18 protein-coding genes and 1 tRNA gene are annotated in these 24966 nt (G+C 65.3%); 15 read left to right on the forward strand and 4 right to left on the reverse strand.

Annotation, left to right across the window (positions count from 1 at the left end):
* The first annotated feature begins 162 nt into the window (after positions 1 to 162).
* The 6 genes from LMF57_RS05775 to LMF57_RS05800 all read left to right on the forward strand — a co-directional run bounded on the left by LMF57_RS05775 (position 163) and on the right by LMF57_RS05800 (position 8119).
* Complete coding sequence (locus tag LMF57_RS05775; protein WP_208082732.1) at positions 163 to 3048, forward strand: autotransporter outer membrane beta-barrel domain-containing protein; 2886 nt, start codon at positions 163 to 165, stop codon at positions 3046 to 3048.
* A gap of 97 nt (positions 3049 to 3145) precedes the next feature.
* Positions 3146 to 4150, forward strand: a complete 1005-nt coding sequence (locus LMF57_RS05780) for a 2-hydroxyacid dehydrogenase (protein ID WP_088100543.1) — start codon at positions 3146 to 3148, stop codon at positions 4148 to 4150.
* Between the two features lie 84 nt (positions 4151 to 4234).
* Positions 4235 to 4310: transfer RNA gene (locus LMF57_RS05785), tRNA-Thr, on the forward strand.
* A 380-nt stretch (positions 4311 to 4690) separates the two neighbouring features.
* Positions 4691 to 5554 (forward strand): RHS repeat-associated core domain-containing protein, encoded by an 864-nt coding sequence (locus LMF57_RS05790; RefSeq protein ID WP_229291064.1) that lies wholly within the window; start codon positions 4691 to 4693, stop codon positions 5552 to 5554.
* Positions 5555 to 6681: 1127 nt separating this feature from the next.
* A complete protein-coding gene (locus LMF57_RS05795) occupies positions 6682 to 7023 on the forward strand; it encodes a tyrosine-type recombinase/integrase (RefSeq protein ID WP_229291065.1) in 342 nt (113 codons plus the stop codon).
* An 838-nt stretch (positions 7024 to 7861) separates the two neighbouring features.
* The gene (locus tag LMF57_RS05800) at positions 7862 to 8119 is read left to right on the forward strand and encodes a hypothetical protein (RefSeq protein WP_208082734.1); all 258 of its coding nucleotides are present in this window, start codon (positions 7862 to 7864) and stop codon (positions 8117 to 8119) included.
* Between the two features lie 232 nt (positions 8120 to 8351).
* Here LMF57_RS05800 and LMF57_RS05805 read toward each other — a convergent pair whose 3' ends face one another.
* Entirely contained in the window at positions 8352 to 8621 is a 270-nt protein-coding gene (locus tag LMF57_RS05805; RefSeq protein WP_229291066.1) for a hypothetical protein, read from the reverse strand.
* A gap of 47 nt (positions 8622 to 8668) precedes the next feature.
* On the reverse strand, positions 8669 to 9037 hold the full coding sequence (locus tag LMF57_RS05810) for a hypothetical protein (RefSeq protein ID WP_208082736.1): 369 nt from the start codon (positions 9035 to 9037) through the stop codon (positions 8669 to 8671).
* 808 nt (positions 9038 to 9845) lie between these two features.
* Between LMF57_RS05810 and cyoA the strand changes: the two genes are divergently transcribed.
* From cyoA to cyoD, 4 genes are read left to right on the forward strand one after another with little or no spacing between them, the layout of a single operon-like run.
* A complete protein-coding gene (gene cyoA, locus LMF57_RS05815) occupies positions 9846 to 10889 on the forward strand; it encodes a ubiquinol oxidase subunit II (RefSeq protein ID WP_229291067.1) in 1044 nt (347 codons plus the stop codon).
* Positions 10890 to 10891: 2 nt separating this feature from the next.
* Positions 10892 to 12889 (forward strand): cytochrome o ubiquinol oxidase subunit I, encoded by a 1998-nt coding sequence (gene cyoB, locus LMF57_RS05820; RefSeq protein ID WP_093817877.1) that lies wholly within the window; start codon positions 10892 to 10894, stop codon positions 12887 to 12889.
* Entirely contained in the window at positions 12886 to 13524 is a 639-nt protein-coding gene (cyoC, locus tag LMF57_RS05825) for a cytochrome o ubiquinol oxidase subunit III (protein ID WP_025873832.1), read from the forward strand. Before cyoB ends, cyoC begins: the two co-directional genes overlap by 4 nt.
* On the forward strand, positions 13524 to 13865 hold the full coding sequence (gene cyoD, locus LMF57_RS05830) for a cytochrome o ubiquinol oxidase subunit IV (RefSeq protein WP_025873831.1): 342 nt from the start codon (positions 13524 to 13526) through the stop codon (positions 13863 to 13865). Before cyoC ends, cyoD begins: the two co-directional genes overlap by 1 nt.
* 212 nt (positions 13866 to 14077) lie before the next feature.
* Here cyoD and LMF57_RS05835 read toward each other — a convergent pair whose 3' ends face one another.
* Positions 14078 to 16135 carry a bifunctional diguanylate cyclase/phosphodiesterase gene (locus LMF57_RS05835; protein WP_229291068.1) on the reverse strand — a complete coding sequence of 686 codons (2058 nt, stop codon included), beginning with the start codon at positions 16133 to 16135 and terminating at the stop codon, positions 14078 to 14080.
* 148 nt (positions 16136 to 16283) lie between these two features.
* Between LMF57_RS05835 and radA the strand changes: the two genes are divergently transcribed.
* The 4 genes from radA to LMF57_RS05855 all read left to right on the forward strand — a co-directional run bounded on the left by radA (position 16284) and on the right by LMF57_RS05855 (position 22560).
* Positions 16284 to 17660 carry a DNA repair protein RadA gene (radA, locus tag LMF57_RS05840; RefSeq protein ID WP_025873829.1) on the forward strand — a complete coding sequence of 459 codons (1377 nt, stop codon included), beginning with the start codon at positions 16284 to 16286 and terminating at the stop codon, positions 17658 to 17660.
* Between the two features lie 133 nt (positions 17661 to 17793).
* Positions 17794 to 19650, forward strand: coding sequence for an ATP-binding protein (locus LMF57_RS05845; RefSeq protein ID WP_229291069.1), 1857 nt, complete (start codon positions 17794 to 17796; stop codon positions 19648 to 19650).
* Between the two features lie 51 nt (positions 19651 to 19701).
* Positions 19702 to 22008, forward strand: a complete 2307-nt coding sequence (locus tag LMF57_RS05850; protein WP_229291070.1) for a tetratricopeptide repeat protein — start codon at positions 19702 to 19704, stop codon at positions 22006 to 22008.
* Between the two features lie 87 nt (positions 22009 to 22095).
* Positions 22096 to 22560, forward strand: a complete 465-nt coding sequence (locus tag LMF57_RS05855) for a YbjP/YqhG family protein (protein WP_229291071.1) — start codon at positions 22096 to 22098, stop codon at positions 22558 to 22560.
* Between the two features lie 58 nt (positions 22561 to 22618).
* Here the strand turns inward: LMF57_RS05855 and ccsA are convergent, their stop codons facing one another.
* Entirely contained in the window at positions 22619 to 23413 is a 795-nt protein-coding gene (gene ccsA / locus LMF57_RS05860) for a cytochrome c biogenesis protein CcsA (protein WP_025873825.1), read from the reverse strand.
* 122 nt (positions 23414 to 23535) lie between these two features.
* Here ccsA and ffh point away from each other — a divergent pair, with 122 nt between their 5' ends.
* Positions 23536 to 24912 (forward strand): signal recognition particle protein, encoded by a 1377-nt coding sequence (gene ffh / locus LMF57_RS05865; RefSeq protein ID WP_025873824.1) that lies wholly within the window; start codon positions 23536 to 23538, stop codon positions 24910 to 24912.
* The last annotated feature ends 54 nt before the right edge of the window (positions 24913 to 24966 follow it).

Raw genomic sequence — 24966 nt, forward strand, 5'->3', positions numbered from 1 at the left:
ACCGAGTTTTACGCGACGGTGACCGGATGGGGAAGCCCACATTTCGCCTGCATTTCCATTGTGAATGCATTCATGTTTTTTCTTGCCGTCGACTGGGGGCATCGAGCCCGCTGCTGCGTTCTGCTGTCGACCCGCGTGGTGCGGGCGGAGAGAGAGAACGCAATGAAGCATTCGAAGTTGAGCATCGCCCTGGCAGGCCTGGTGGGTATCGCGACCCTGGGCCAGATGGATGACGTCATGGCAATGAATTATCACGTGCAGGGCGATCGCGTCGTGCTGAGTGGCGGTGTCACCGTCGCCGACGTCGTCGCGCTGCCGGCGCTGCTGGCCAAAGCGCAGGCAGAAGGCCGCCCGATCCGCGAAGTCGTGCTGCGCACCTCCAACGGTGGCGCGCTGATTGCCGGTGAGTGGCTGCAGGGCGTGATCCGCACCAACGGCCTGAACACCATCGTGTCCGGTCATTGCATTTCGTCGTGCTCGATCATGCAGTCCGGTGGCGTCGAGCGTTACCTGGCCGGTGACCTGCCGCTGGTCGACTCGGTGCAGATCCACGCCGCCAGCAGCGGTGGCAAGGTGATCTACACGCCGTCGCCGCGGATGACCGAGATCTACACCGGCAACTACGGCGGCGGCATGGATGCCGGACTGCTGCACAAGGCCATGTACGAGGTGGTGCAGCCCAACGGCCTGCTGGTGTTCCGCGACCCGGCCCGGACCACCGGCGCTTCGGTCAGCTTCGATCCCGATGGCAGCGGCCGCAGCCTGGAAACCTTCCCCGGGCAGGACATCTACAGCAACAACATCATCACCGCCGCCGGTTACCGCGATCCGGGCGACACCCTGACGGTCACCGGTAATGTCAGCGGCGACATCAATCCAGGCTACCTGCGCACTGCGCGCCAGCTGCAGGCGTTCGTCGATGACGACTTCGCGCGCTGGAACGATACCGACTTCGCCACCACGTACATCAACCAGGCCGTCTCCATCTACAACGCGGCTGCACGCGGTCCCAACGGCATCGGCACCTTCTCGGTACAGGACTTCCTCAGCGATCCGGGCATCCAGGCCGACCTGCTGGCAAGCCTGCGCCTGTCGGAGCTGGACGCCTCCACGCTGGGCAATTCGGCTGGCGTGATCCGCGTCGCCAAGGGCGGCACCTGGCGCACCGCCGCAACCACCGGCGCCGATTTCATGCTGGTGGAGAACGGCACCATCGCCCTGGAAGGCGGCGCATTGCGCACCCCGGAGCTGCGCGTGCTGGCGGCCGGCATGGTGGTCGGCCACGGCGACATCGCCTCGGTTGCCACCGACTCGAACGCACTGCTCGATGCCACCGGCCCGTCGTACCGCGAGGATGGCTTCAACCGCCTGCGCGTGTACGGCACCCTGATGCCGCGTGGTGGTGACCTGGTTACCCATGGCTACGTCAACATCATGCCGGGCGGCAAGGTGCTGTTCGACGTGACTGAAGCCGGCGGCTCCCAGACCGGGCGCCTGCGTGTGGGCGACTTCTACGACAGCGGCGCCAACGAGGGTGCGCTGGTCATCTCGCCGGGCGCCCACCTTGAACTGAACGTGGCGCAGGGCTTCTACGCCGGCAACTACCAGCGTGAGCTGGTGAGCGGCCCGATCTACCAGGGCGGTTTCACCGATGCGGTGCGCCTGGGCGACACCGGCTATACGGCCAGCATCACCGACGGCGAGGTGTTCCGGCCGCGCCACAATTCGCTGCTGAGCTTCAACATCAACCAGACCGCCGAGGGCCTGTCGCTGACCGCCAACCCCGGCTTCGACCAGCTCGCGCAGCTCACCGGCAACAACGGCAACGATGGTCTCGGTCGCGCGCTGGCCACTGCCGGCCAGCGCCAGGATGCCGGACTGAAGCCGCTGCTGGGGGCGCTGCAGTTTGCTGACCGCGATGTGATCGCCCAGCAGGCCGGTGCGCTGCGCGGTGATGGCCATGCCAGCCTGCGCCTGGCCGACAACGCGCTGGTTGGCAGTATCGGCAGCGTGGTGCAGCAGCACCAGGCCGCACGGCGCAGCGGCAGCGGAGATGCCGGTGGCTTGGCCGCACAGGCCGCGCAGGCGGCGTCGGCACAGCCGGGCATGGCCAATGGCAGCCTGTTCAATCAGTTGGCGATGCATCTGGTGGAGCCGGCGGCAGGCGCTGGCGGCACGAGTTACGGCGGCGAAGCGCCGCGCAGCCATGGCCTCTGGGGCCGGGGCTTCGGCAGCCATGGCCGCATCGATGGCGAGGGCGGCGTGGCCGGCCTGAGCCATACCGTCGGCGGCATCGTGCTCGGTGCCGATACGCAGCTGGCCGATGACCGGGTGACGCTGGGCGTCAGCGTTGCCGCCGCGGACATGTCGACCAAGGGCCGCGATGGTTCCGGGTTCACCGGCGACGTGCGCGCGCTGGATGTGGGCGGCTACCTGGATGCCACTTACTCGCGGGGTTACCTGTCGGCCTCGGTGCGCTATACCGACCTGCGCCACGACACCCGCCGCAGCATCGACGGCATCGATGGCCTGCAGGGTCCGTTGCGTGCCAAGTACAACAACGATGCGATCTCGGCCCGGCTGGAGCACGGCTTCTCGTTCACCACCGCCAAGGGCGTAGTGATCCAGCCGCTGCTGCCGGTGGTCGATTACGCGCGCACCTCGGCCACCCGTTTCAATGAAGGGCAGGGGGCGGGTGCACTGGTGGGCCGTGGTGACAGCCTGGAGAGCATCCGTGTCGGCGCGGGCCTGCAGCTGTTCAAGACCTTCGAAGGTAACAACGGCGAGCGCATCACCCCGCGCGCGCGCGTTGTCTGGCAGAAGGAACTGGGCGACACCCAGGCCCGTTACAGCACCGGCTTCGCCGCTGCGCCGGACCTGGTGTTCGGTGCCAGCAGCCAGACCGTGGGCGAGCAGGTGCTGGCCTGGAACCTGGGCGTGACCAGCCGCGCCACCGATCGCCTGTCGGTGATGGTCGACTACGTGGGCGAGCGCCGCGACGGCCAGCTGCAGAACGGCGTGATGCTGGGCCTGGGCTATACGTTCTAAGGCAGTACCGGCACCGGCGGCCGTCGCGCCGCCGGTGCCATCCCCATCGGGGGGCAGGTGCGCTATGGTCGTGGCGGATTTCCGCGCAGGCCTTGCCATGCAGATCGCCGTTTTCAGTGCCCGTCCCTACGACCGCCGCTTTCTCGAGGAAGCCAACCAGCGCGAAGGGGCAGGGCAGGATTTCCAGTTCGTGTACTTCGACGCGGCGCTGGACGTGCACACCGCCGCGCTGGCACAGGACTGCGCCGCCGTCTGCGTGTTCGTCAATGACAGGCTCGATGCACCGGTGCTGCAGGCCCTGCATGCACTGGGCGTACGCGCGGTGCTGCTGCGCTGTGCCGGCTTCAACAATGTGGACCTGGCCAGCGCGAACGCGCTTGGCCTGTTCGTCGCCCGCGTGCCCGCGTACTCGCCGGAAGCGGTGGCCGAGCACGCTCTGGCGCTGGTGATGACCCTCAACCGGCACACCCATCGCGCCTACAACCGCGTGCGTGAGGGCAACTTCATGCTCGATGGCCTGCTCGGCCGCACCCTGCATGGCAAGACCGTGGGCATCGTCGGTACCGGCAAGATCGGGTTGGCCACCGCGCGCATCTTCCGCGGCATGGGCTGCACCGTGCTGGGGCACGATCCGTATCCTTCGCCGGCGTTCGCCGGGATCGGCGCGATGGTGGAACTGGACGAGCTGCTCTCGCGCTCGGACATCGTCTCGCTGCATTGCCCGTTGACCCCGGATACCCAGCACCTGATCGACGACGCCTCGCTGGCGCGGATGAAGCCCGGCGCGATGCTGGTCAACACCTCGCGTGGCGGCCTGGTCGATACCCATGCGGTGATCCGCGCGCTGAAGTCGCGCCGGCTGGGCCACCTGGCCATTGACGTCTACGAGCAGGAAAGCGCGCTGTTCTTCCAGGACCTGTCCGGCGAGATCATCGACGATGAGGCCTTCCAGCGCCTGATGACCTTCCCCAACGTGCTGGTGACCGGCCACCAGGGCTTCTTCACCGTGGAGGCGCTGCAGGAGATCTCGGCGATCACGCTGGGCAACCTGGCCGATTTCGCGGCGGGGCGGGAGTGCGGCAACCGGGTGGCGGCGGGTTGAGAGCCCGGGCGGGTGGACGTTTGACGGCAATCGTCACGACCGGATTGACCGCAGGGGCAGGGCGACCGTAAAATTGCCTGCTTCGCCGGAATAGCTCAGTTGGTAGAGCGGCGCATTCGTAATGCGTAGGTCGTAGGTTCGATTCCTATTTCCGGCACCAGTTTCAGCAAAAGCCCCGGCCTTGGTCGGGGCTTTTTGTTTCGAGTTGCGCCGGCCATTCCCGGCGGAACGCGTGGTCCTCCAGTAGTGCCGGCCCATGGCTGGCAGCCCAGGATTTTCGAGCCGCGCGACCCACTCGCCCCAGCGGCTTCCCAAGTGCTTAGGTCCTGGCAGCGTTCCTGACCTGGAAACCGCAGCCGGCCATTCCTGTGCTATGAATACCCAGCCTTGCTTCAAGGCTCTTTCAGGGATTGGAAGGATGCACAGGTTCGGGGGAACTGTAGGCGGGGTGTCCACACGCTTCGGGAGAATTGAGAGCCGAATTCGGAAGCTAGGTTCATTAGGTGCCTGGCTGGGCTGTGGCTGGTTATTGGCCTTGGCGTGTCGCCATCTGCTATCGCCCAGGAGACGGTCACGTACATCCACACGGATGCTCTTGGCTCGGTTGTGGCCGAGAGCGATGCCAACGGCAACGTGATCAAGCGCTATGACTACGAGCCCTATGGCGCCGTGGTAGGTGGTCAGGTCACGGACGGACCGGGGTATACCGGGCATGTGAGTGACTCGGCCACCGGGCTGAGCTACATGCAGCAGCGGTACATGGATCCGCAGTTGGGTGTGTTCCTGTCGGTTGATCCGGTGACGGCGTATGAGCAGCCGGTTGGGCAGTTCAATCGCTATAGGTATGCGAACGGGAATCCGTATAAGTTCACGGATCCGGACGGGAGACAGAGTTGGAGTGACTTCCAGACCGGCTTTGAGAACGGAACACTTAATGCTTCCCGATACGAGCACGGATTTCCGTTGCATGCCAATTGGGCTGAGCAGACTGGCTATGCCATTGGTTCCGGTATCGTCAAGGGCGGGCAGTCCCATGCTGGTGGCATTCGAGCGCCGCCACTGCGTATGCAACCGCCGCGGACTGGGGTTGTTACGGTTGGTGCGGTCACCAAGCCAACGAAGTCGCCAGATATAAATCCAAAGGACATCGCGGGACGTACTGCGGGAGAGATCGACGGGATTGCAAAGCAGAGCGGTCTACAGCCCAAGGGCCCGGACCCCTCTGCTGGAAAAGGGGCCTACGTAGATCCAGTGAACGGTAATCAAAGGGTACTGGTACATCCCAACGCTGCCTGCGGCCCCCATTGTCATGTGAATGATGCTAGTGGCCAACGTTTGGATATCAATGGGAAGCATGTCGCTCCGGAGTCGCCGGCCGCGCATCTTCCCCTCAAGACAAAGTGAGATTCTGATGCACGATTGGACGCTTGTGGAAATACGAATCGACTGGGCTGCAAGCTCAGCGGTGCTCATTGCGCTGGACGAATGTTCTTTGAGCCGGTCGATATTCTTCAGAGGGCTGCGCGAATTCTCAGCTGATAGGCGAGAGCACTGGGGGCCAAGCAGTTCAATCAATGAGGCTTCCTGGGGCGATTCGTCAACGGATGGCGGAGTTTCTTTGAAGGTTGAGATGCAGTCAGGAGGCATGATCAGCATCTCGGCCGCTGCAGCGGATATCGACGGCATGCCCTGTATGCCGGCGATAGGTTCGCCTTAGATTAAATCGCATGCGGACGATCCGCATCCAAACACGGCCTCGCATCCTGTCCTAAGTTGGCCTTATCGCCACTTACGGACAGTTTGACCAATGTCATCCGCCCTTACAAAACGCATCGTCCTTACGTCAGAGCCCCGAGATCGCCCCTATGAGCTTAGGGATGCCCAAGTTCGCGGCCTGATTCTTCGCGTGCAGCCGTCTGGGCACAAGGCTTGGATCGTGACTTGGGCACACGGTAAGCGTCGTACCTTGGGGTCGGTCGAACATCTGTCACTTGATCAGGCCCGCGACCAAGCCCGGCAAGCGGTCGCTGAATACGTTCAGTCCGGACTGCCAGCGCTCGCGAAGTTCAAGCCTACAAGCTGCACGCTTGAAACACTGCTCAATGACCACTTCGAACCTTGGGCGATAGCTGAGCTCAAGGGCGGTCGTCAGTACCCAGACCGCATCCGATCGGTGTTCCCGTGGCTGTTGCGCCGTCAGATCATTGAGATTGACGTGCCTACAATGGAGCGATGGTGGCGCGGGCGTGTCACTGGCCCTGATGCCGTCACCAAGGCTACCGCAGCGCGGGACTTTGCTTGCCTGCGGTCTGCCTTGTCTCGGGCCGTTGAGTGGAAGCTGATCGATACTAACCCCCTAATGGGCATGCGTCAGCGATCAGCAGCTAGCCGCAAGGTGGTTCGGTTCCTTTCGCCAGATGAAGAAGCGATGCTCCGGGCTGCACTGTCAGCGCGCGATCTGGCCGGGGTTGAGGGGAGGGCAAATGCCAATGCGCCGCAGGTACCGGCAAGCGGTCCTGCCTGATTTGCCGATGGACGGGTATGTCGATCACCTGACCCCGGTGGTCCTTACGGCCATCAATACCGGCATGCGGCGGGGTGAACTGTTTTCGATGACATGGGCGGACATCAACTGCGAAGCCAAGATGCTGGCCATTCGGGCCGAGAACGCTAAGTCCGGCAGGCAGCGTCACATTCCTCTGAACACCGAAGCCGTGGAAGTCCTGCAGCGTTGGGCTGGGCAAGTAGGCGAGCGACGTGCGGGCAAGGTCTTCGACGTGACCGACATCAAGAAGGGGTGGGGCAAACTCATATGCTCAAGGATGCATAAAACAATTACCGGGACGGCTACATGGATCGTTGGACGTGGATGATGGTAAGGATGTATGCGCCCGCACTTGGGGCTTTGGCGCTAGGGTTGCTGCTGATGCTGCCGTTGGGAACGCTCCGGGAGAGTCCGGTGCTTGCAGGGGTGTATGCGATGGTGCGATGGCTCCCGGCGTTGGCTATCGCGGTATCGGTCACCCTTGCACTTGTCGCTACTCTAAGGCTTTGGCGCTGGGATCAAGGGCGCAGCCCTTTGGTTTGCGAATGCGGTGGCTTGCTGGGACGGGAGCGTCCTGGGCGTTTTGGCGCATATCGAAAGTGTCTCGCCTGCAACCGCAACGTCAATGAGAGGTACTACACGTAGGTTCGGTTCCGGGGCGCGTACACCGCAAGCCGCTGTCCGTCTTGAAAGCAGGCGAGGGCGCCACCTGGTTTTCCCTGAGGCTTAACGGGCCCGAATCGCCTCAATGTGACGGCTCCCTGGCTTACAAGGCACTTATCGGCACCCTGGCTGCCAGTTGGGGTTGGCTAAGCCTTTGTTCCAAAAGGATTCTGGCCATCAGTGGTGCCTAGGGTAACTGCATTCGTAATGCGTAGGTCGTAGGTTCGATTCCTATTTCCGGCACCAGTTGTAGAAAAAAGCCCGGCCCTGGTCGGGGCTTTTTTGTGCTCTGGTAGCGCCGGGCCATGCCCGGCGGAATGCGTGGTCCTCCAGTACTGCCAGCCCATGGCTGGCACCCCAGGATTTTCGAGCCGCGCGACCCACTCGACCCAGCGGCTTCCCAAGTGCTTAGGTCCTGGCACCGTTCCTGGCCTGGAAACCGCGGCCGGCCATTCCTGTGCTATGAATACCCAATGGGTTGATAGACCCTAAGGTGAAGTGAAATGACGCTGCCTATCTCCTCCCGTCTGCATTCGCTGTTGGTCGAAATCGCAGCGAAGCGCAGATTTCAGTTGCCTGAAGGCGGCGTCGAACACCTTGCCGAGCACGACCGCGAGTTGCTGATCGACATATTGCTGCAAGAGTTCTCGGAGACCGGCTTGGGAACCGACGATGAGCCTAATCAACGAGGCGTCGAGATCGAAGAGATCATCGATTTCGTCGGCTCTATCGCTGATCAAACTCGCGCATCCAGTGACTGAGGAGTCGTTGATCTGGAGTCATAAGCAGCTGCTCGTAGGTTCGACTCCCGTTTCCGCCACCCGTTGCATGAATGCCCCGGCCTTGGTCGGGGCTTTATTGTTTGGACGGCACGACCGCTGACCTGCCGTTTCAGTAGTGACACCCCATGGCGGGCAGCGCGGGAACACCGCAGACCTTGGAATGATCCGGCCCACGCAGCTTGACCGGAGGCGCTCCCAGAACCAACCCGCGCTATTGCCCGAACGCGATCACCAACAAACGGCCTGCCGAGTTGTCCACCAGAAGGACGGGCTTTCCACCCTGGTGGATCTCGAAATACGTCGCCGCGCTGACCATGTTGAATTCCGGCATCCCCGCCACGCTTTCCCGCTGCAGCCGCACGCGCAGATCCTCCTGCAGTTGCAGAAACTCCAGATCGGAAACCTCCCGATAGGCCGTGACGTTGACGCGTGCCTCCGGCCGATGGCTGTGCGCGAGCACCGCGCCCAGCACCGCGATCATCAATACGGCGGCCCACGCCAGCGCCCGTCTGCCGAACCGGCCGCGCACTAGCGGCGCACGTGCAGGCAGGCGGTGACCTGTGCGGTAAGGGCCAGGCAGGCCATCATCATGCCCTCCATCGCGCGCTCGCCTACGTATTCGTGGGAAGGGCCGTTCTGCCGGGTGCGTTCGGCCGCCAACAGCATTTCCTGCACCACCGTCAGGCCGGCCAGCGCGCAGTCGGCGTCGGCCAGTTGCATGCGGCGCCCTGGCCGCAGGTAGGTCTCCGGCCACGGGCGCCCATCGGCGGCGGCGCCGGCCTGGATGCTGCGCAGCGTGGAGACGAAGGCGGTGGGGTCCGCTCCAGGCTCGCCCAGGCTCTCGGCATTGGCCGGGTCATGGCGGGCATTCAGTTCAAGATATTCCGATGCGTGCATGGCAGTGCTCCGTGCAGGACAGACAGCAGCGCCACCGGGAGAGGTGGCGGACGATGCGTGGCGGCAAAAACCGGTTACTGCTGGAACCCGGCGGGCGCATGCAAGCACGCACCCCCACGCACCGCCCGCCATGGAACGCGAACGGATTGCCAGCCGGCGCCACGCAGAGGTGGCGCCGGCTGACAAGCGTAAACAACCAGCAGTAATCGGGTTTGCCGACCCGGCCACTCGTTTTCAGTGGCATGCCATGGTGTGCACATCCCCGCCGCTGCTGCCAGTTGTGGAGCAGGTGCGGTCAGTGATGTCCTACGCTTCCCGCTTATTTTGGCATGCGCGCGATTGCCCCGAAATGCCCGCCCTTCAAGGCGTTTCCCGCGGCGCGCAGCGCGCCGGGCAGCTGGATGCGTCATGCAGCGCTTCTGCGGCGCAGCGCCCGCACCGACCGCCAGCCCGCGTCGATCGCGACAACACCGCCGACCGCGCCCGACATCGGGGCAGGGCATGGCTGAATCTGTTCAGTCAACTGTGCCGAACGAGGCGCCTCGTCGGCCTCGTGGCCGATGCTGCGCTGCCGTCCCCGCGCGTTCTGCCCGCCACAATGGCGCGGTGCGACAACGTGTCGCATCCAGATCCGGGCCTTTCCTGCGCCTGATCATTGTCAATGCCTTTCTTAAATGGTGGGTGACGGCCTAAAATTGAAAGGCTGACTCGACACCACCTCACCTGCCTGTCTTCTGGACGGGTGGGCCCGGCTTTGGCCGGTGCGGGCAGGACGGGGAACGGCATTCCCTCGCAATTGGATCGACCGATGATTCCGTTGAAAACCCTTGGGCGCTGGTTGCGCCCGGGCCTGCTGCTCGCATTGCTGGTGATGCTCACCGGCTGCGATGCCGTGGCCATCCTCAGTCCGAAGGGCCAGATCGGCCAGGATGAAAAGACACTGCTGATCACGGCCACCGTGCTCATGCTGCTGGTCGTCATCCCGGTCATCATCATGACCCTGACCTTCGCGTGGAAGTATCGCGCCTCCAACACCAAGGCCCGCTACGAGCCGAAGTGGTCCCACTCGACGGCGATCGAGGTGGTGGTGTGGTCGATCCCCTGCATGATCGTGCTGGTCCTGGCGGTGCTGACCTGGCGGTCCTCGCACGCGCTGGATCCGTACAAGCCCCTGGAATCGGACGTCAAGCCGGTCACCATCCAGGCGATCTCGCTGGACTGGAAGTGGCTGTTCATCTATCCGGAAGAGAAGATCGCGGTCGTCAACGAGATCAAGTTCCCGGTCAACACCCCGCTGAACTTCGAGATCACCTCCGATACGGTGATGAATGCGTTCTTCATCCCGCACCTGGGCAGCATGATCTATTCGATGGCGGCGATGGAGACCAAGCTCCACCTGATCGCCAACGAGCTGGGTGAATTCCCGGGCATGTCCTCGCACTACAGCGGTGCAGGCTTCGCCAAGATGCATTTCACTGCCTACTCGGTCACCGATGCGCAGTACCGCCAGTGGCTGGACCAGGTCCGTGCCGGCGAGCAGAGCCTGGACAAGGCCTCGTTCAAGGCGCTGGGTGAAGCGAAGAATTCCGAGTGGTACCCGGTCACCTACTTCGGCAAGGTTGAAGACAACCTGTTCGACTGGGTCATCGCCAAGCACATGGGCGACAACAAGCACTACGGCATGAAGCATTCCCATGCGGGTGCGGCTGCTGCCGATGCGTCCAGCCATGAAGCGCACGAGGGGCACGCCCCGAGCGACGCGCATGATGCCAAGGAATCCGGGAAGAACCTGGATGCCACCGAAGAACACGAACACGCTGGCCATGAAGGCCACATGGGTTCGGGAGAATGAACATGTTGGGAAAACTCTCTCTTGAGTCGATCCCCCACGATCCAATCGTGCTGACCACCCTGGTCGGTGCGGTGCTGGGTGGCCTGGGCGTCATGGCCCTGATCACCAAGTTCAAGCTGTGGGGCTATCTGTGGAAGGAGTGGTTCACCTCGGTGGATCACAAGAAGATCGGCGTGATGTACATCATCGTCGCCTTCGTCATGCTGCTGCGCGGTTTCTCCGACGCGATCATGATGCGTACCCAGCAGGCCATCGCCGTCGGCGGGTCCGAGGGTTACCTGCCGCCGCACCACTACGACCAGATCTTCACCGCCCACGGCGTGATCATGATCTTCTTCGTGGCGATGCCGCTGATCACCGGCCTGATGAACCTGGCCGTGCCGCTGCAGATCGGTGCGCGCGACGTCGCGTTCCCGTTCGTCAACTCGCTCAGCTTCTGGCTGTTCGTGTCCGGCGCGGTGCTGATCATGCTGTCGCTGTGGATCGGTGAATTCGCCGCCACCGGCTGGCTGGCGTTCCCGCCACTGTCGGGCATCGAGTACAGCAACAATGTAGGTATGGACTACTACATATGGGGACTACAGGTGGCGGGTCTGGGTACCACGTTGAGTGGTATCAACTTCTTCATCACCATCCTCAAGATGCGCACCCCGAGCATGAAGCTCATGCAGATGCCGGTCTTCACCTGGACCGCTCTGGTGACCAACGTGCTGATCGTCGCCGCCTTCCCGGTGCTGACCATCACCCTGGTGCTGCTGACCCTGGACCGTTACCTGGGCACGCACTTCTTCACCAATGACGGTGGCGGCAACGCCATGCTGTACATCAACCTGATCTGGATCTGGGGCCACCCGGAAGTCTATATCCTGGTGCTGCCGGCCTTCGGCGTGTTCTCCGAGGTCATCGCGACCTTCTCGCGCAAGGCCCTGTTCGGCTACAAGGGCATGGTCTACGCCACTGCCTGCATCGGCGTGCTGTCGTTCATCGTGTGGCTGCACCACTTCTTCACCATGGGCTCGGGTGCCAACGTCAATGCCTTCTTCGGCATCACGACGATGATCATCTCCATCCCCACCGGCGTGAAGATCTTCAACTGGCTGTTCACCATGTTCCGCGGTCGCGTGCAGTTCACCACGCCCGTGCTGTGGACCATCGGCTTCATGGTCACCTTCACCATCGGCGGCATGACCGGCGTGATGCTGGCGATCCCGGCCATCGACTTCGTGCTGCACAACAGCCTGTTCCTGATCGCCCACTTCCACAACGTCATCATCGGCGGCGTGGTGTTCGGCATGTTCGCCGGCATCACCTACTGGTGGCCGAAGATGTTCGGCTTCCGCCTCAACGAGTTCTGGGGCAAGTGCGCGTTCTGGTGCTGGTTCATCGGCTTCTATGTGACCTTCATGCCGATGTACGTGCTGGGCTTCATGGGCATGACCCGTCGTCTGCAGAGCACCGTCAACCCGGCCTACGAGCCGTTCCTGCTGGTGGCCGCTGTGGGCGCCTTCATCGTGGGTGCCGGCATCCTGTGCCAGATCATCCAGGTGGCCGTGTCGATCCGCGACCGCAAGAAGACCGCCGACCTGACCGGCGACCCGTGGGATGCCCGTACGCTGGAGTGGGAAACCTCTTCGCCGCCGGCCTTCTACAACTTCGGCACCCTGCCGGACGTCACCGAGCTGGACGATTTCTGGGAGCGCAAGCAGCGTGGTGAAGCCTGGCCGAAGCCGGCCAAGTACACCGACATCCACATGCCGCGCAACACCGGCACCGGCGTTGTCATCGGCGCCTTCAGCCTGGTGTTCGGCTTTGCGATGATCTGGCACATCTGGTGGCTGGCCATCATCGGCTTCGTCGGCATGATCGCCACGTTCATCTACCGCACCTTCGACCAGGACGTGGACTACTGGGTCCCGGCTGCCGAGGTGGAACGCATCGAGAACGAACACCGCAAGCACCTGGAAGCCCAGGGCCTGGTGAAGTCGGAGCTGAAGGCATGAGCACCAATACCTCGACCCTGAGCCACGGGCACGCCGCACACGCGGCGGCCCATGGCCATGACGACCACGAGCACCACGACACCGGCGGCAACACCGTTTTCGGTTTCTGGGTGTACCTGATGAGCGACTGCCTCATCTTCGCCTCGCTGTTTGCCACCTACGTGGTGCTGGCCGGTGGCACTGATGGCGGCCCCGGCGCGAAGGACCTGTTCGAGCTGCCGTTCGTGGCGTGGGAAACCGCGCTGCTGCTGACCTCGTCGCTGACCTTCGGCCTGGGCATGATCTCCATGCACCGCAAGCAGGTCGGCCAGATGTTCCTGTGGCTGGGCATCACCTGGCTGCTGGGCTTCGGCTTCATGTGCATGGAAGTCTATGAATTCCAGCACCTGATCCATCAGGGCTACGGTCCGGACCGCAGTGCCTTCCTGTCGGCGTTCTTCGCCCTGGTCGGTACCCACGGCCTGCACGTCAGCGCCGGCCTGTTGTGGCTGCTGGTGATGTTCGTGCAGCTGAAGAAGTACGGCCTGACCCCGACCAACAAGACCCGCATGGCGTGCCTGAGCCTGTTCTGGCACTTCCTGGACCTGATCTGGATCGGCGTGTTCTCCGTCGTCTACCTCAATGGAGCGCTGTAATGGCACATGACAACCATGCACACGACCACGCCGCCGGCGGCGAAAGCCACGGCACCGTGAAGTCGTACCTGATCGGCTTCGTGCTGGCGGTGGTGCTGACCGTCATCCCGTTCTACATGGTGATGTCGGGTGATTTCTCGCGCACCGTCAACGGTGTGGTGATCGCCATCACCGCGGTGCTGCAGATGCTGGTCCACCTGGTGTTCTTCCTGCACCTGGACCGCTCGTCGGAGAGCCGCTGGAACGTCAACGCTGCGGCCTTCACCGTGGTGGTGATCGGCATCATCGTGGTCGGTACCCTGTGGGTCATGCACAACATGAACGTGCACATGATGCACTGACGTCCTCGCGACGTTGCCACGCAGAAAGGCCGCCCCCGGGCGGCCTTTCTGTTTGTTGCGCGATCGCGGGGAACGCATCCACGCATGGCGTGGATCTACCCGTCACCGCGAGGTCCCCGCACAGTAGATCCACGCCATGCGTGGATGCGGTTGCCGTTCAATGCATCCGGGGTATGCAGTAGATCCACGCCATGCGTGGATGCGGTTGCCTCTCACCCCACCTTGCGCAGGAATTCCTCGGCCTCCATCGGCCGCCCCAGGTGGTAACCCTGCAGCTGGTCGCAGCCCAGCTCGCTCAGGTAATCGCGCTGGGCCTGGGTTTCCACGCCCTCGGCCACCACCTGCAGCTGCAGTGTGCGGCCCAGCGCAATGATCGATGACACGATGGCCGAATCCTCGTCATTGCGTTCAAGGTCATGCACGAACGCCCGGTCGATCTTCAGCTCGGTGGCCGGCATGCGCTTGAGGTACAGCAGGCTGGAATAGCCGGTACCGAAATCATCGATGGCGATGTGCACGCCCATCGCGGTCAGGTCGTTGAGGATCGCCAGGCTGGCCTCGACATCCTTCATCGCCGTGGTTTCGGTGATCTCCAGGGTCAGCCGCGCCGGGTCGATGCGATGCCGTTCCAGTACCGAACGCACGCTCTCCAGCAGGGCCGGCGAGGCGAACTGCAGCGGCGACAGGTTCACCGCCATCGTCCAATGGCTGTGTCCGCCGTCATGCCAGGCGCGCAGCTGCGCGCACGCCTGGTCCAGCACCCAGTCGCCGATCGGCAGGATCAGGCCGCTGCGCTCGGCGATGGGAATGAACACGTCCGGCGCCAGCAGGCCCAGTTCCGGGTGCTGCCAGCGCAGCAGCGCCTCGGCGCCGGTGGCCGGTGCATCGGCCGCCGGGAATTTCGGCTGGTAGTGCAGCAGCAGCTCGTTGCGCGCGATCGCCTTGCGCAGGTCCTGCAGCAGCCGCAGCTGGCGGTTGGCACTGAGCTGCATCGAGGGAATGAAGAAGGTGTAGCCGTTCCGGCCGGTTTCCTTGGTGTGGTACATCGCCGCATCGGCATGTGCCATCAACTCGCGTTCGTCGCTGGCATCGTCCGGATACAGGGCAATGCCCAGGCTGGCGGTGACCTGCAGCTCGGCCGCGTCCAGCACGAACGGTTCACCGGCCGCGGCGATCACCCGCTCGGCGACCACCGCCGCATCGTCAGGCGCATCGATGGCCAGCACGATCACGAACTCGTCGCCGCCGAGGCGGGCGAGAGTGTCCTGCGGGCGCAGCTGCGCCCCCAGGCGCTGGGCCACCGCGACCAGCAGGCGGTCACCCAGCTGGTGGCCATAGGCATCGTTGACGGCCTTGAAGCCATCCAGGTCGCAGAACATCACCGCCACCGACTGCTGGCGGCGTTGCGCCTTCTCGATGGCCTGCTCGATGCGATCCTGCAGCAGCATGCGGTTCGGCAGCTGGGTCAGCGGATCGTGCAGGGCGGCCTGGATCAGCTTGTCGTTGGCGTGCGCCAGGGAATCGGCCAGCAGGCGGGTGCGTACGCGCATCTGGCGGTCGAACAGCGAGGCCACCAGGGCGATGCCGAGCGTGGCCAGCGTGGTCACGATCACCAGCACTGCCAGCCAGCGCGGATCGATGCCGCCGCTGCCGATGGCGCCGCAGACGCTGCCAGGCGGGAAGCGCGCGGCGGCCATGCCGGTGTAGTGCATGCCGACGATGGCCAGGCCCATCACCAGCGACGCCAGCATCCGCAGGCGCACCGTGTTGCGTTGTTCCACGCGCAGCCGGAAGGCAATCCACAGCGCTGCACCGGCGGCAGCGATGGCCACTGCGATCGACGCGGCAAACCAGCCGGGGTGATAATCGATACCGGGCTGCATGCGCATGGCGGCCATGCCCAGGTAGTGCATGGCCGCGATACCCAGTCCCATCAGCACCGCACCCGCGGCCAGCCGATGCAACGGCAGGCTGGGGCGCGAGACCAGCCACAGCGCATAGGCCGACGCGCCGATCGACACCGCCAGCGAATACAGGGTGATCGCCAGGTCGTAACCGACCGGAACCGGCAGCTTGAAGGCCAGCATCGCGATGAAGTGCATCGACCAGATGCCCAGGCCCATCGCGGCGGCACCGCCGGCCAGCCACCAGCGGGCGACCCGACCCTGGGCCGTGGCCAGGCGGCCGGCCATATCCAGCGCGGTATACGATGCCAGCATGGCCACCAGCAACGAGATGGCGACCAGGCTCTGACTGTAACTACCAGTCATGTTGAATCCAGAGGAGGAGGGAGGGGCGCCCGCAAGGCGCACGCCCGCCACCGCTATCGGCACCGACGGGTGGGACTTGAGTGGTCGCAGCAGCTGCGACCCGGCTCGGCTATCCTGCCACGCTCGTTGCCCCTGCAGGAAATATCCGATGGCCAAAGCCCGCACCGCGTATGTCTGCAATGAATGCGGCGCCGAATACAGCAAGTGGCAAGGCCAGTGCACCGAGTGCAATGCCTGGAACTCGCTGTCGGAAATCGTCCTTGAGAGCGCTGCGGCGGCCAAGGCGCCCGCCTCGCGCCGTGCCGGCTGGGCGGGCAAGATCGACCCGCCGAAGATCACCGCACTGAAGGACGTGGCGCAGACCGAACACAACCGGGTCAGCACCGGCATCGGCGAATTCGACCGCGTGCTGGGCGGCGGCCTGGTCGAGGGCGCGGTGGTGCTGGTCGGTGGTGATCCGGGCATCGGCAAATCCACCCTGCTGCTGCAGGCGGTGGCGAAGATGGCTGCGGTCCTGCCGGTGCTCTACGTCACCGGTGAAGAATCACTGGCCCAGGTCGCCGGTCGTGCACACCGGCTGGAGCTGCCGCTGGAGGGCGTCAACGCGCTGGCCGAGACCGGTGTCGAATCCATCCTGCAGCACGCCACCAAGAGTGGGCCGCGGCTGATCGTGGCCGATTCGGTACAGACGCTCTGGACCGAGACGCTGACCGCCGCGCCCGGTTCGGTCAGCCAGGTGCGCGAGAGTGCCGCACGGCTGGTGCGTTTCGCCAAGGAAACCGGAACCGCCGTGTTCTTGGTCGGCCATGTGACCAAGGAAGGCGGCATCGCCGGCCCGCGCGTGCTGGAGCACATGGTCGATGCCGTGCTGTATTTCGAAGGCGAGAGCGGCAGCCGCTTCCGCCTGCTGCGCGCGTTCAAGAACCGCTTTGGTGCGGTCAACGAACTGGGCGTGTTCGCGATGGGCGACAAGGGCCTGAAGGAGGTCTCCAATCCGTCGGCGATCTTCCTTTCCGGCGCCAGCACGCACCAGCCGGGCAGCTGCGTGATGGTTACCCGCGAGGGCACCCGGCCGCTGCTGGTGGAAGTGCAGGCGCTGGTCGACGCCTCGCCGCTGTCCAATCCGCGCCGCGTGGCGGTGGGGCTGGAGCAGAACCGCCTGGCCATGCTGCTGGCGGTGCTGCATCGGCATGGCGGCGTGCTGGTCGGCGACCAGGACGTGTTCGTCAACGTGGTCGGCGGCATCCGCGTGCAGGAGACCGCCGCCGACCTGCCGGTGCTGCTGGCGGTGCTGTCCTCGCTGCAGGACCGTCCGCTGGCCGAGAAGACCATCGCGTTCGGCGAAGTGGGCCTGTCCGGTGAGATCCGGCCTGTGCCCAACGGCGAGGATCGCCTGCGCGAGGCGGCCACCCACGGCTTCAAGCGTGCCATCGTGCCCAAGGCCAATGCCCCCAAGGGCGGCTCGGTGAAGGGCATGGAAGTGATCGCGGTCGAACGGCTGTCCGAGGCCATCGACGCGGCGTGACCGGGGTCGGGTCCGTGCCCGGACCTGCAGATGCGGCCGACGGCACAGCAGCGGTCAGCCAGCCTGTGCTAGTTTTCCCGGCTCGACGAAGGCGCCCCCTGGCGCCTTTCCGTGGCAAGGAGTAATCGTTTACATGCAGGACCCGATGTTCAGCACCCCCGCCGCCGAAATCCGCCGCGCCGGGGTCGATCTCAATGGACTGATGACGGTGCTGGGCAAGCACCTGTATTCCACGCCGATGGTGGCGCTGCGCGAGCTTGTGCAGAACGCGCACGATTCGATCATCCGTCGCCGTATCGAGCAGCCCGGCATCCAGAGTGTGTCGCGCATCGACGTGCAGGTCGATGTCGCCGCCGGCGTGCTGCGCATCACCGATACCGGTGCCGGCCTGACCCGGCAGGAAATCCACGATTACCTGGCCACCGTCGGTGTCGGTTACACCCGGGGCCTGCGCCAGGACGGCGAGGACGATGAAGGCCTGATCGGCATGTTCGGTCTGGGTTTCCTGTCGGCCTTCGTATTGGCGCGCCGTGTCAGCGTGCGCACCACCTCGTACCAGGCGCCGCAGCTGGGCCACCTGTACGTGTCCAGCAACGCCGAGCAGTACACCGTCAGCGAAGTGCCGGCGCGCGCGATCGGCACCGAGGTCGAGCTGGAGCTGCATCCGGACTTCCTGCCGCTGGCCAACGAAGCGCGCCTGCACGAGGTGCTGGGCCGCTACTGCGCGCTGCTGTCCGAGCCGATCTTCATCGGTGCGGCGGCCGCCGCGATCAATCCCGAACCTCCGCCGTGGCGCGGGCAGGGTGACGTCGCCCTGCATCCGGTGCAGGCACGCCGCCAGGCGCAGCAGTTCGCGGCCCGTTTCGAACACGATTTCGAGCCCATCGTGACGATGCCGCTGCAGCCCGATGGCAGCAGCGACGCCGTCGGCATGCTCTGGGTGCAGGACGGTGCCACCTACGGCACCAGCGACAACCGCAACCTGTCGGTGTTCGTGCGCGGCATGCTGCTGGACGACGATGCACGCGACCTGCTGCCGCCTTGGGCCGGTTTCATCGGCGGGGTGATCGAATCGTCGAAGCTGACCCCGACCGCCAGCCGCGAGGACCTGCAGCGCGATGACCACTATCGCGCCGTGCAGCACGCCCTGCTGGAAGCGCTGATCGATGGCCTGGCCGACGTCGCCCGGCAGCAGCCCGAAGCCTGGCGCCGCGTGCTCAACCGCCACAACGAGGCCCTGCTGGGCGCGGCGCTGTGCGATGAGCGCCTGTTCGAGCTGCTGCTGGAACACGTGCGCGTGCCGACATCGCAGGGTGACCTGCCGGCCAGCGCGTTGCCGGCGCGCGGCGCGGTGCATGTGATCCTCGACAACGGTGGTGGCTTCGAGGAAATGCTGTTCCGCGCGATGGGCGTGCCGGTCGCGCATGGTCATCGCTACGCGGTGGTGCCGTTCCTGCGGCGCTGGGCCCAGGCCAAGGGCCTGCGCCTGGTCGAACTGGGTACCGAGCAGGGCAACCGCGCACTGTTCCGCACCGACGACAGCCTTGACGATACACAGTTGGCCTGGCTGCGCGAACACCTGGGCGACGGCGAACAGCTGCTGCCGGCGCGGTTCAGCCCCGAGGCGCTGCCGGTGGTGGTGGTGCCCGACCGCGAAGCCGAACTGAAACAGCGCCTGGAAGACGACGAGAACGACAAGCGCGTATCGATGGCGGCACTGCGGCTGGCGCGCCAGTTCACCGCGCGCATCGAGGCGCGTGCGCCGTCGCGGCTGTACCTCAACCTGGACAATCCAGCGGTGCAGGCGTTGCTGCAGGCCCAGCGCGAGGGCCACCCGCAGGCCGGGGCGGCCGCGCGCCTGCTGCGCTCGCTGAAGATCATCGTGTCCGCACAGGGCCGGCCGCTGCAGCAGAGCGCGGCGACGCCGGGACCCGATCTCAATGGTGCATTCACCGATATTGCCGGTGCCCTGCAGCAGATGCTGCGTTGAGCACCGCTCCCCCCTCTCATCCCGCCTTCGCTAGACAGGAGCATTACCCCCATGGATATCTGGAACTGGGTCGAAAAACTGCAGGAAGACCTGCGCCAGGCAGGCCAGGCGCAGAACGCCCACCTGCTGACCCGTCTTGCCGATGAAGTCAGTGAACTGCAGGTCGACCGCGTCGATGCACTGCTGCCCGAAGCGCGCGCGCTGGGCAAGGCGCTGGACAACCCCTGGGTCGACGTCTATGTCGGCCATTGGGCGCTGCGCAACCGCGTCGGCAACCGCGTGGAGGGTGAAAGCGCGCTGGGCGAGTCGGTGGCGCTGTTCGAGCGCGCCCACCGTGCCGATACCCTGGACTGCCCGCAGTCGATCTGCGTCACCCAGGATCTTGCTGCCTGCTACGGCAACATCGATGGCCCGGGCTGGGTGCCCGAGCGCATCGAAGTGTGCGACGAAACCCTTGCCCGCATCGATCCGGGCTGGGCCTGTTTCCAGTGCCTGAGCTGCGAGAAGGCCGATGCGCTGCTCGACGATGGCCGTGGCCAGGACGCGCTGGATTACCTGCAGGTGCAGGCGGCGGCGATCCAGGCGCGCGGCAAGGAAGTGTTCGACAGCTTCCCTGAAATGCAGATCAAGATCCTGCTGGCCAGCGGCCGTGCGCAGGAAGCGCTGGCGCTGATCGAGAAGCGCGAAGCCGAAGTGGCCGCTGCGGGCGAATACGAGCCTGCCAACTGCACGGTGCCGCGCCGGCTGTCCAAGGCCTGGGCACTGGCCCAGCTGGGGCGCGATGAAGAGGCGCTGCAGCAGCTGGTGCCATGGAGCGAGCTGACGCCGAATCACTGGCGGTTGTGGGCCAATACCGCTTCGACACTGTGCAGCCGTGATGCCGCCCGCAATACCTGGGATCTGGGAACGCGCTTCAACACGATCATCGAGCACTTCGCCGCTGTCGGCGCGCATCGCCTGGTGATCGAGATCGCCGCGTTGAGCCTGGAGCTGGCCCTGCAGCGCGGTGCACGCTGGGTGGCGCAGCGCCAGCTGGGTCTGGCCCGCACCCATCTGGCGCAGCTGCGCCAGGACCGCGGCGCCGCCGCGTTGGTGGCCGGTCTGGCGGCACGCATCGAAGCGCTGCCGCAGATGGCGCCGCTGCCGGTGCCTGCCGCTGAGCTGCTGGCGTGGCTGGAAGCGCAGGGCGAACAGAACCAGTCGCGCGATCCCGAGCGCGAAGCGCAGTGGCTGCTGCAGGCGCACGCCGAGCGGCCGGACGACGGCGCGCTGGCCGAGGTCGCCGCCTCGGCGCTGCACGCCTGTGGCGCGAAGACAGAAGCGCAGGCGCTGCTGTGGGACTTCGTGCGCGGCCACGCGCAGGAAGACGGCGCGGCGGCCTACACGCTGATGCGTTGGCTGGCCGAGCAGGGCGATGATGACGGCCTGCGCAGGCTGGCCGCGACCTACCGCGACAGCGTGCCGGTGTTCGCGCACTGGTGCGAGGTGCAGCGCGCACGGCGTGCGTCCGACTGGCCTGCACTGGAACAGGCCGCGCAGGCATTGCTGGCGTTGTCGCCAGGCTCGAACGGCGCACGCGGGACGCTTGCGCGCATGTACATGGAGACCGGCCGCTTCAGCGAGGCGCAGGCCTGCTATGCGCAACTGGTGGAACTGCTGGAAGAGCCCAGTGCCGCGCATTGGGACCATATGAGTGCGGCCAGTGCGGCGCGCGACTGGGATGCGGTGCGCCGCTCGGCGGCAGCAATCGGCATGGAACTGTCCAGCCAGCAGGGCGTGGTCGAAGAGCCCTGGGGCTGGGTGATCATCCGCAGCGAAGAAGGCGGCGAGCCGATGGAGTACTACGCCCGCCGCAGCGGCCCGGTGACCGCGCGCATCGTCGAGAACGCACCGGCCAACCGCGCGCAGCAGGTGGGGGACTGGGTGGTGTTCGACGCCGGCCTGGTACACCCCGCACCCGAGGACGAAGCGGAGCGCGAGCACTTCATTCCGACCTATGCGCAGGTGCATGTGCTGGAGCGGGGTGGTTTCGCGCGCAGCTGGCTGGTCGACGGCGCGCACCCGGGCGAGGAGGCATGGAATGACTTCGTCGAAGCGGCCGAGGCACAGGGCTGGAAGGTATGGGCGCACAGCCGTGCGGACTACACCGTGACCGATCCGGACGTGGAAGACGGGACGTTGCCGGGCCTGTTGTTCACCGTTGCCCAGCCGCAGGACCAAGCGCCGTTGGCGCTGCACCGCTTCCTGCAGCAGGCCACGGCCGATTGGGCGCACCCGCACTGCTGGCTGCGCCTGGCCGAGGCCTGCGACCAGGATCGCCAGCCGCATCTGGACGCGATCGAACGGTACGGATTGTAATCCCTGCCGCGCTGCGCGTTCGCCGGGCAACACGCATGGGTAGCGCCGGGCCATGCCCGGCGTCCTTCCACCGTCAAGGAACTGAATATGCGGAAGACAAGGATGTGGGTGATCATCGGCCTGCTGCTGGCCCCCACCGTGCAGGCCGCGCCGGCCTGCCAGCAACCGGCTGACGTGGCGCGCGCCTTCTTCGAAGCGACCACCGGCAAGGGCGACCTGCTGGAGCCGCCGCAGGCACTGGTCAGTGCGGCGTTTGCCAAGGCGCTGCACGGCGAGCGTGCCTGCCAGGTGCGCGAAGAGGGCCTCTGCACGCTCGATTCCGATCCGTGGCTGGACGCGCAGGACGGGGAGATCGACAGCCCGGTGCGCTACCGCTGGAAGCAGGCCTCGGCCACGGCCGGCCAGGTCGAAATGCGCTATCCGGTCTGGGGCAAGGCCTACGTGACCCGCCTGCCGATGGTGCGCAAAGGGGAGGGCTGCTGGCAGGTCGACGACATCCTCACCAACAGTGGTCGCTCGATGCGCAGGATCCTGGCCCAGCCGCTGCCTTGACCGTCTGCGGCATCCACGCGGGGTGCGGTCCTGTTGCCGGCCAGCGGCCGGCATGCCTCTAGCGAGAATGCCCGAACACCAGCTCGATCACGAACTGGCTGCCGAAGAACGCCAGCAGCAGCAACAGCATCGCCGTCAGCGTCCAATGCACCGCCTTGGTGCCGCGCCAGCCATAGCGGCGGCGGCCGATCAGCAGCACGCCGAACACGATCCACGACAGCACGCTCAGCACCGTCTTGTGCACCAGCTTCTGCGCCAGCAGGTCGTCGACGAACAGCACGCCGGTAACCAGGGTCAGGGTCAGCAGGGCGAAGCCGACGGTGATCACCCTGAACAGCAGCGATTCCAGATCGGCCATCGGCGGCAGCGCACGCAGCCACGGACGGAATTCACGGCGCCGCAGCGCACGCTCCTGCAGCCACAGCATGATCGCCAGCAGCGCGGCGATGCTCAGCGTGGCGTAGGCCAGCAGGGCCAGCCAGGCGTGGCTGGCCAGGCGCCAGCCCAGCACCTTGCTCGGTTCATGGCCGTAGCCGTGGTAGACCACCAGCAGCAGCGCGGCCAGCGGGAACACCACCACGCCGAGGGTGGACATGCGCCCGCGCGCGCCCACCAGCGAGGTCAGCCAGGCCATTCCCAGGCCGACCAGCGACAGTGCGGCGAAGAAGTGCATGTCCGGGCCGCCGGTCGTGCGCATCGCCACCAGCACGTGATAACCGCCATGCAGCAGCATCGCCGGCAGCGCAGGCCACAGCCAGGCGGGCGAGGTCACCCCGTCGTTGCGACCAAGGGCGCGCACCAGCAGGGCGCTGGCGGCCAGGTAGAGCAGGACGGCGATGAGAACGATTGTCATCGTTGAAGTTTCGCATACCCCCGCGGTGCTGGCGACGGGCGTGGCGTCGCAGTCCGGGGAGCGCGATGGACCCGTTATACTGTGGGCCTTATTGTCCCCCGCTTTCAGACAGGTTGCGCCGCATGTTCGAGTCCCTGACCCAGCGCCTTTCCGGCACCATCGAGCGCCTGCGCGGCCGTGGCCGCCTGACCGAAGAGAACATCCGCGAGGCGACCCGCGAGGTCCGCATCGCGCTGCTCGAAGCCGACGTCGCGCTGCCGGTGGTGCAGGCCCTGATCGAGCGCATCAAGGTGCGTGCGGTCGGCCAGGAAGTGCTGAAGTCGCTGACCCCGGGCCAGGCCCTGATCAAGGTCGTGCGCGACGAGCTGACCGCGGTGATGGGCGCCGAAGCCAGCGACCTGAACCTCAACGTTCCCGCGCCGGCCATCATCCTGATGGCGGGCCTGCAGGGCGCCGGCAAGACCACCACGGTCGGCAAGCTGGCCAAGCACCTGAAGGAAAAGCGCAAGAAGAAGGTGATGGTGGTCTCGGCCGACGTCTACCGTCCGGCGGCGATCGAGCAGCTGAAGACGCTGGCCGACCAGGTGGGCGTGCTGTTCTTCCCGTCCAGCGCCGAGCAGAAGCCGGAGGCCATCGTCCGCGCCGCCATCGATGACGCGCGCAAGTCGTTCGTCGACGTGCTGCTGGTCGATACCGCCGGCCGCCTGGCCATCGACGAAGCGATGATGGCCGAGATCAAGGCCCTGCACGCTGCGGTCAACCCGGCTGAAACGCTGTTCGTGGTCGATGCCATGACCGGCCAGGACGCGGCCAATACCGCCAAGGCCTTCGGTGATGCGCTGCCGCTGACCGGCGTGGTCCTGACCAAGACCGACGGTGACGCCCGTGGCGGCGCCGCGCTGAGCGTGCGCTACATCACCGGCAAGCCGATCAAGTTCGTCGGTGTCAGCGAGAAGCCGGAAGGCCTGGACGTGTTCCACCCGGACCGTATCGCCAGCCGCATCCTCGACATGGGCGACGTGCTGTCGCTGGTCGAGCAGGTCGAGCAGCAGGTCGACAAGGACAAGGCGCAGAAGCTGGCCGAGAAGGTCGCCAAGGGCAAGAAGTTCGATCTGAACGACATGCGCGACCAGCTTGAGCAGATGCAGAACATGGGCGGTATCGGCGGCCTGATGGACAAGCTGCCGGGCCTGGGCCAGATTCCCGAGCACCTCAAGCAGCAGGTCAGCCAGGGCAAGGAAGTGCCGCGCATGATCGCCATCATCGGCTCGATGACCAAGAAGGAACGGCGCAACCCGAACCTGCTCAATGGCTCGCGTCGCGCCCGCATCGCCAAGGGCTCGGGCGTGACCCCGGCCGACGTCAACAAGCTCATGAAGCAGTACATGCAGATGGAAAAGATGATGAGCAAGATGGCCGGCGGCGGCATGAAGGGCATGATGCGCAGCATGAAGGGCATGATGGGCGCCATGGGCGGCCGTGGCATGCCGTTCCGCTGAGCGCGCGCTGTATCGAACGCTTGAACAACCCGCGGAATCAATCAAAGGAATGTG

Origin of the sequence: Stenotrophomonas sp. SI-NJAU-1, assembly GCF_020883215.1 — a bacterium.
GTDB lineage: Bacteria > Pseudomonadota > Gammaproteobacteria > Xanthomonadales > Xanthomonadaceae > Stenotrophomonas > Stenotrophomonas indicatrix.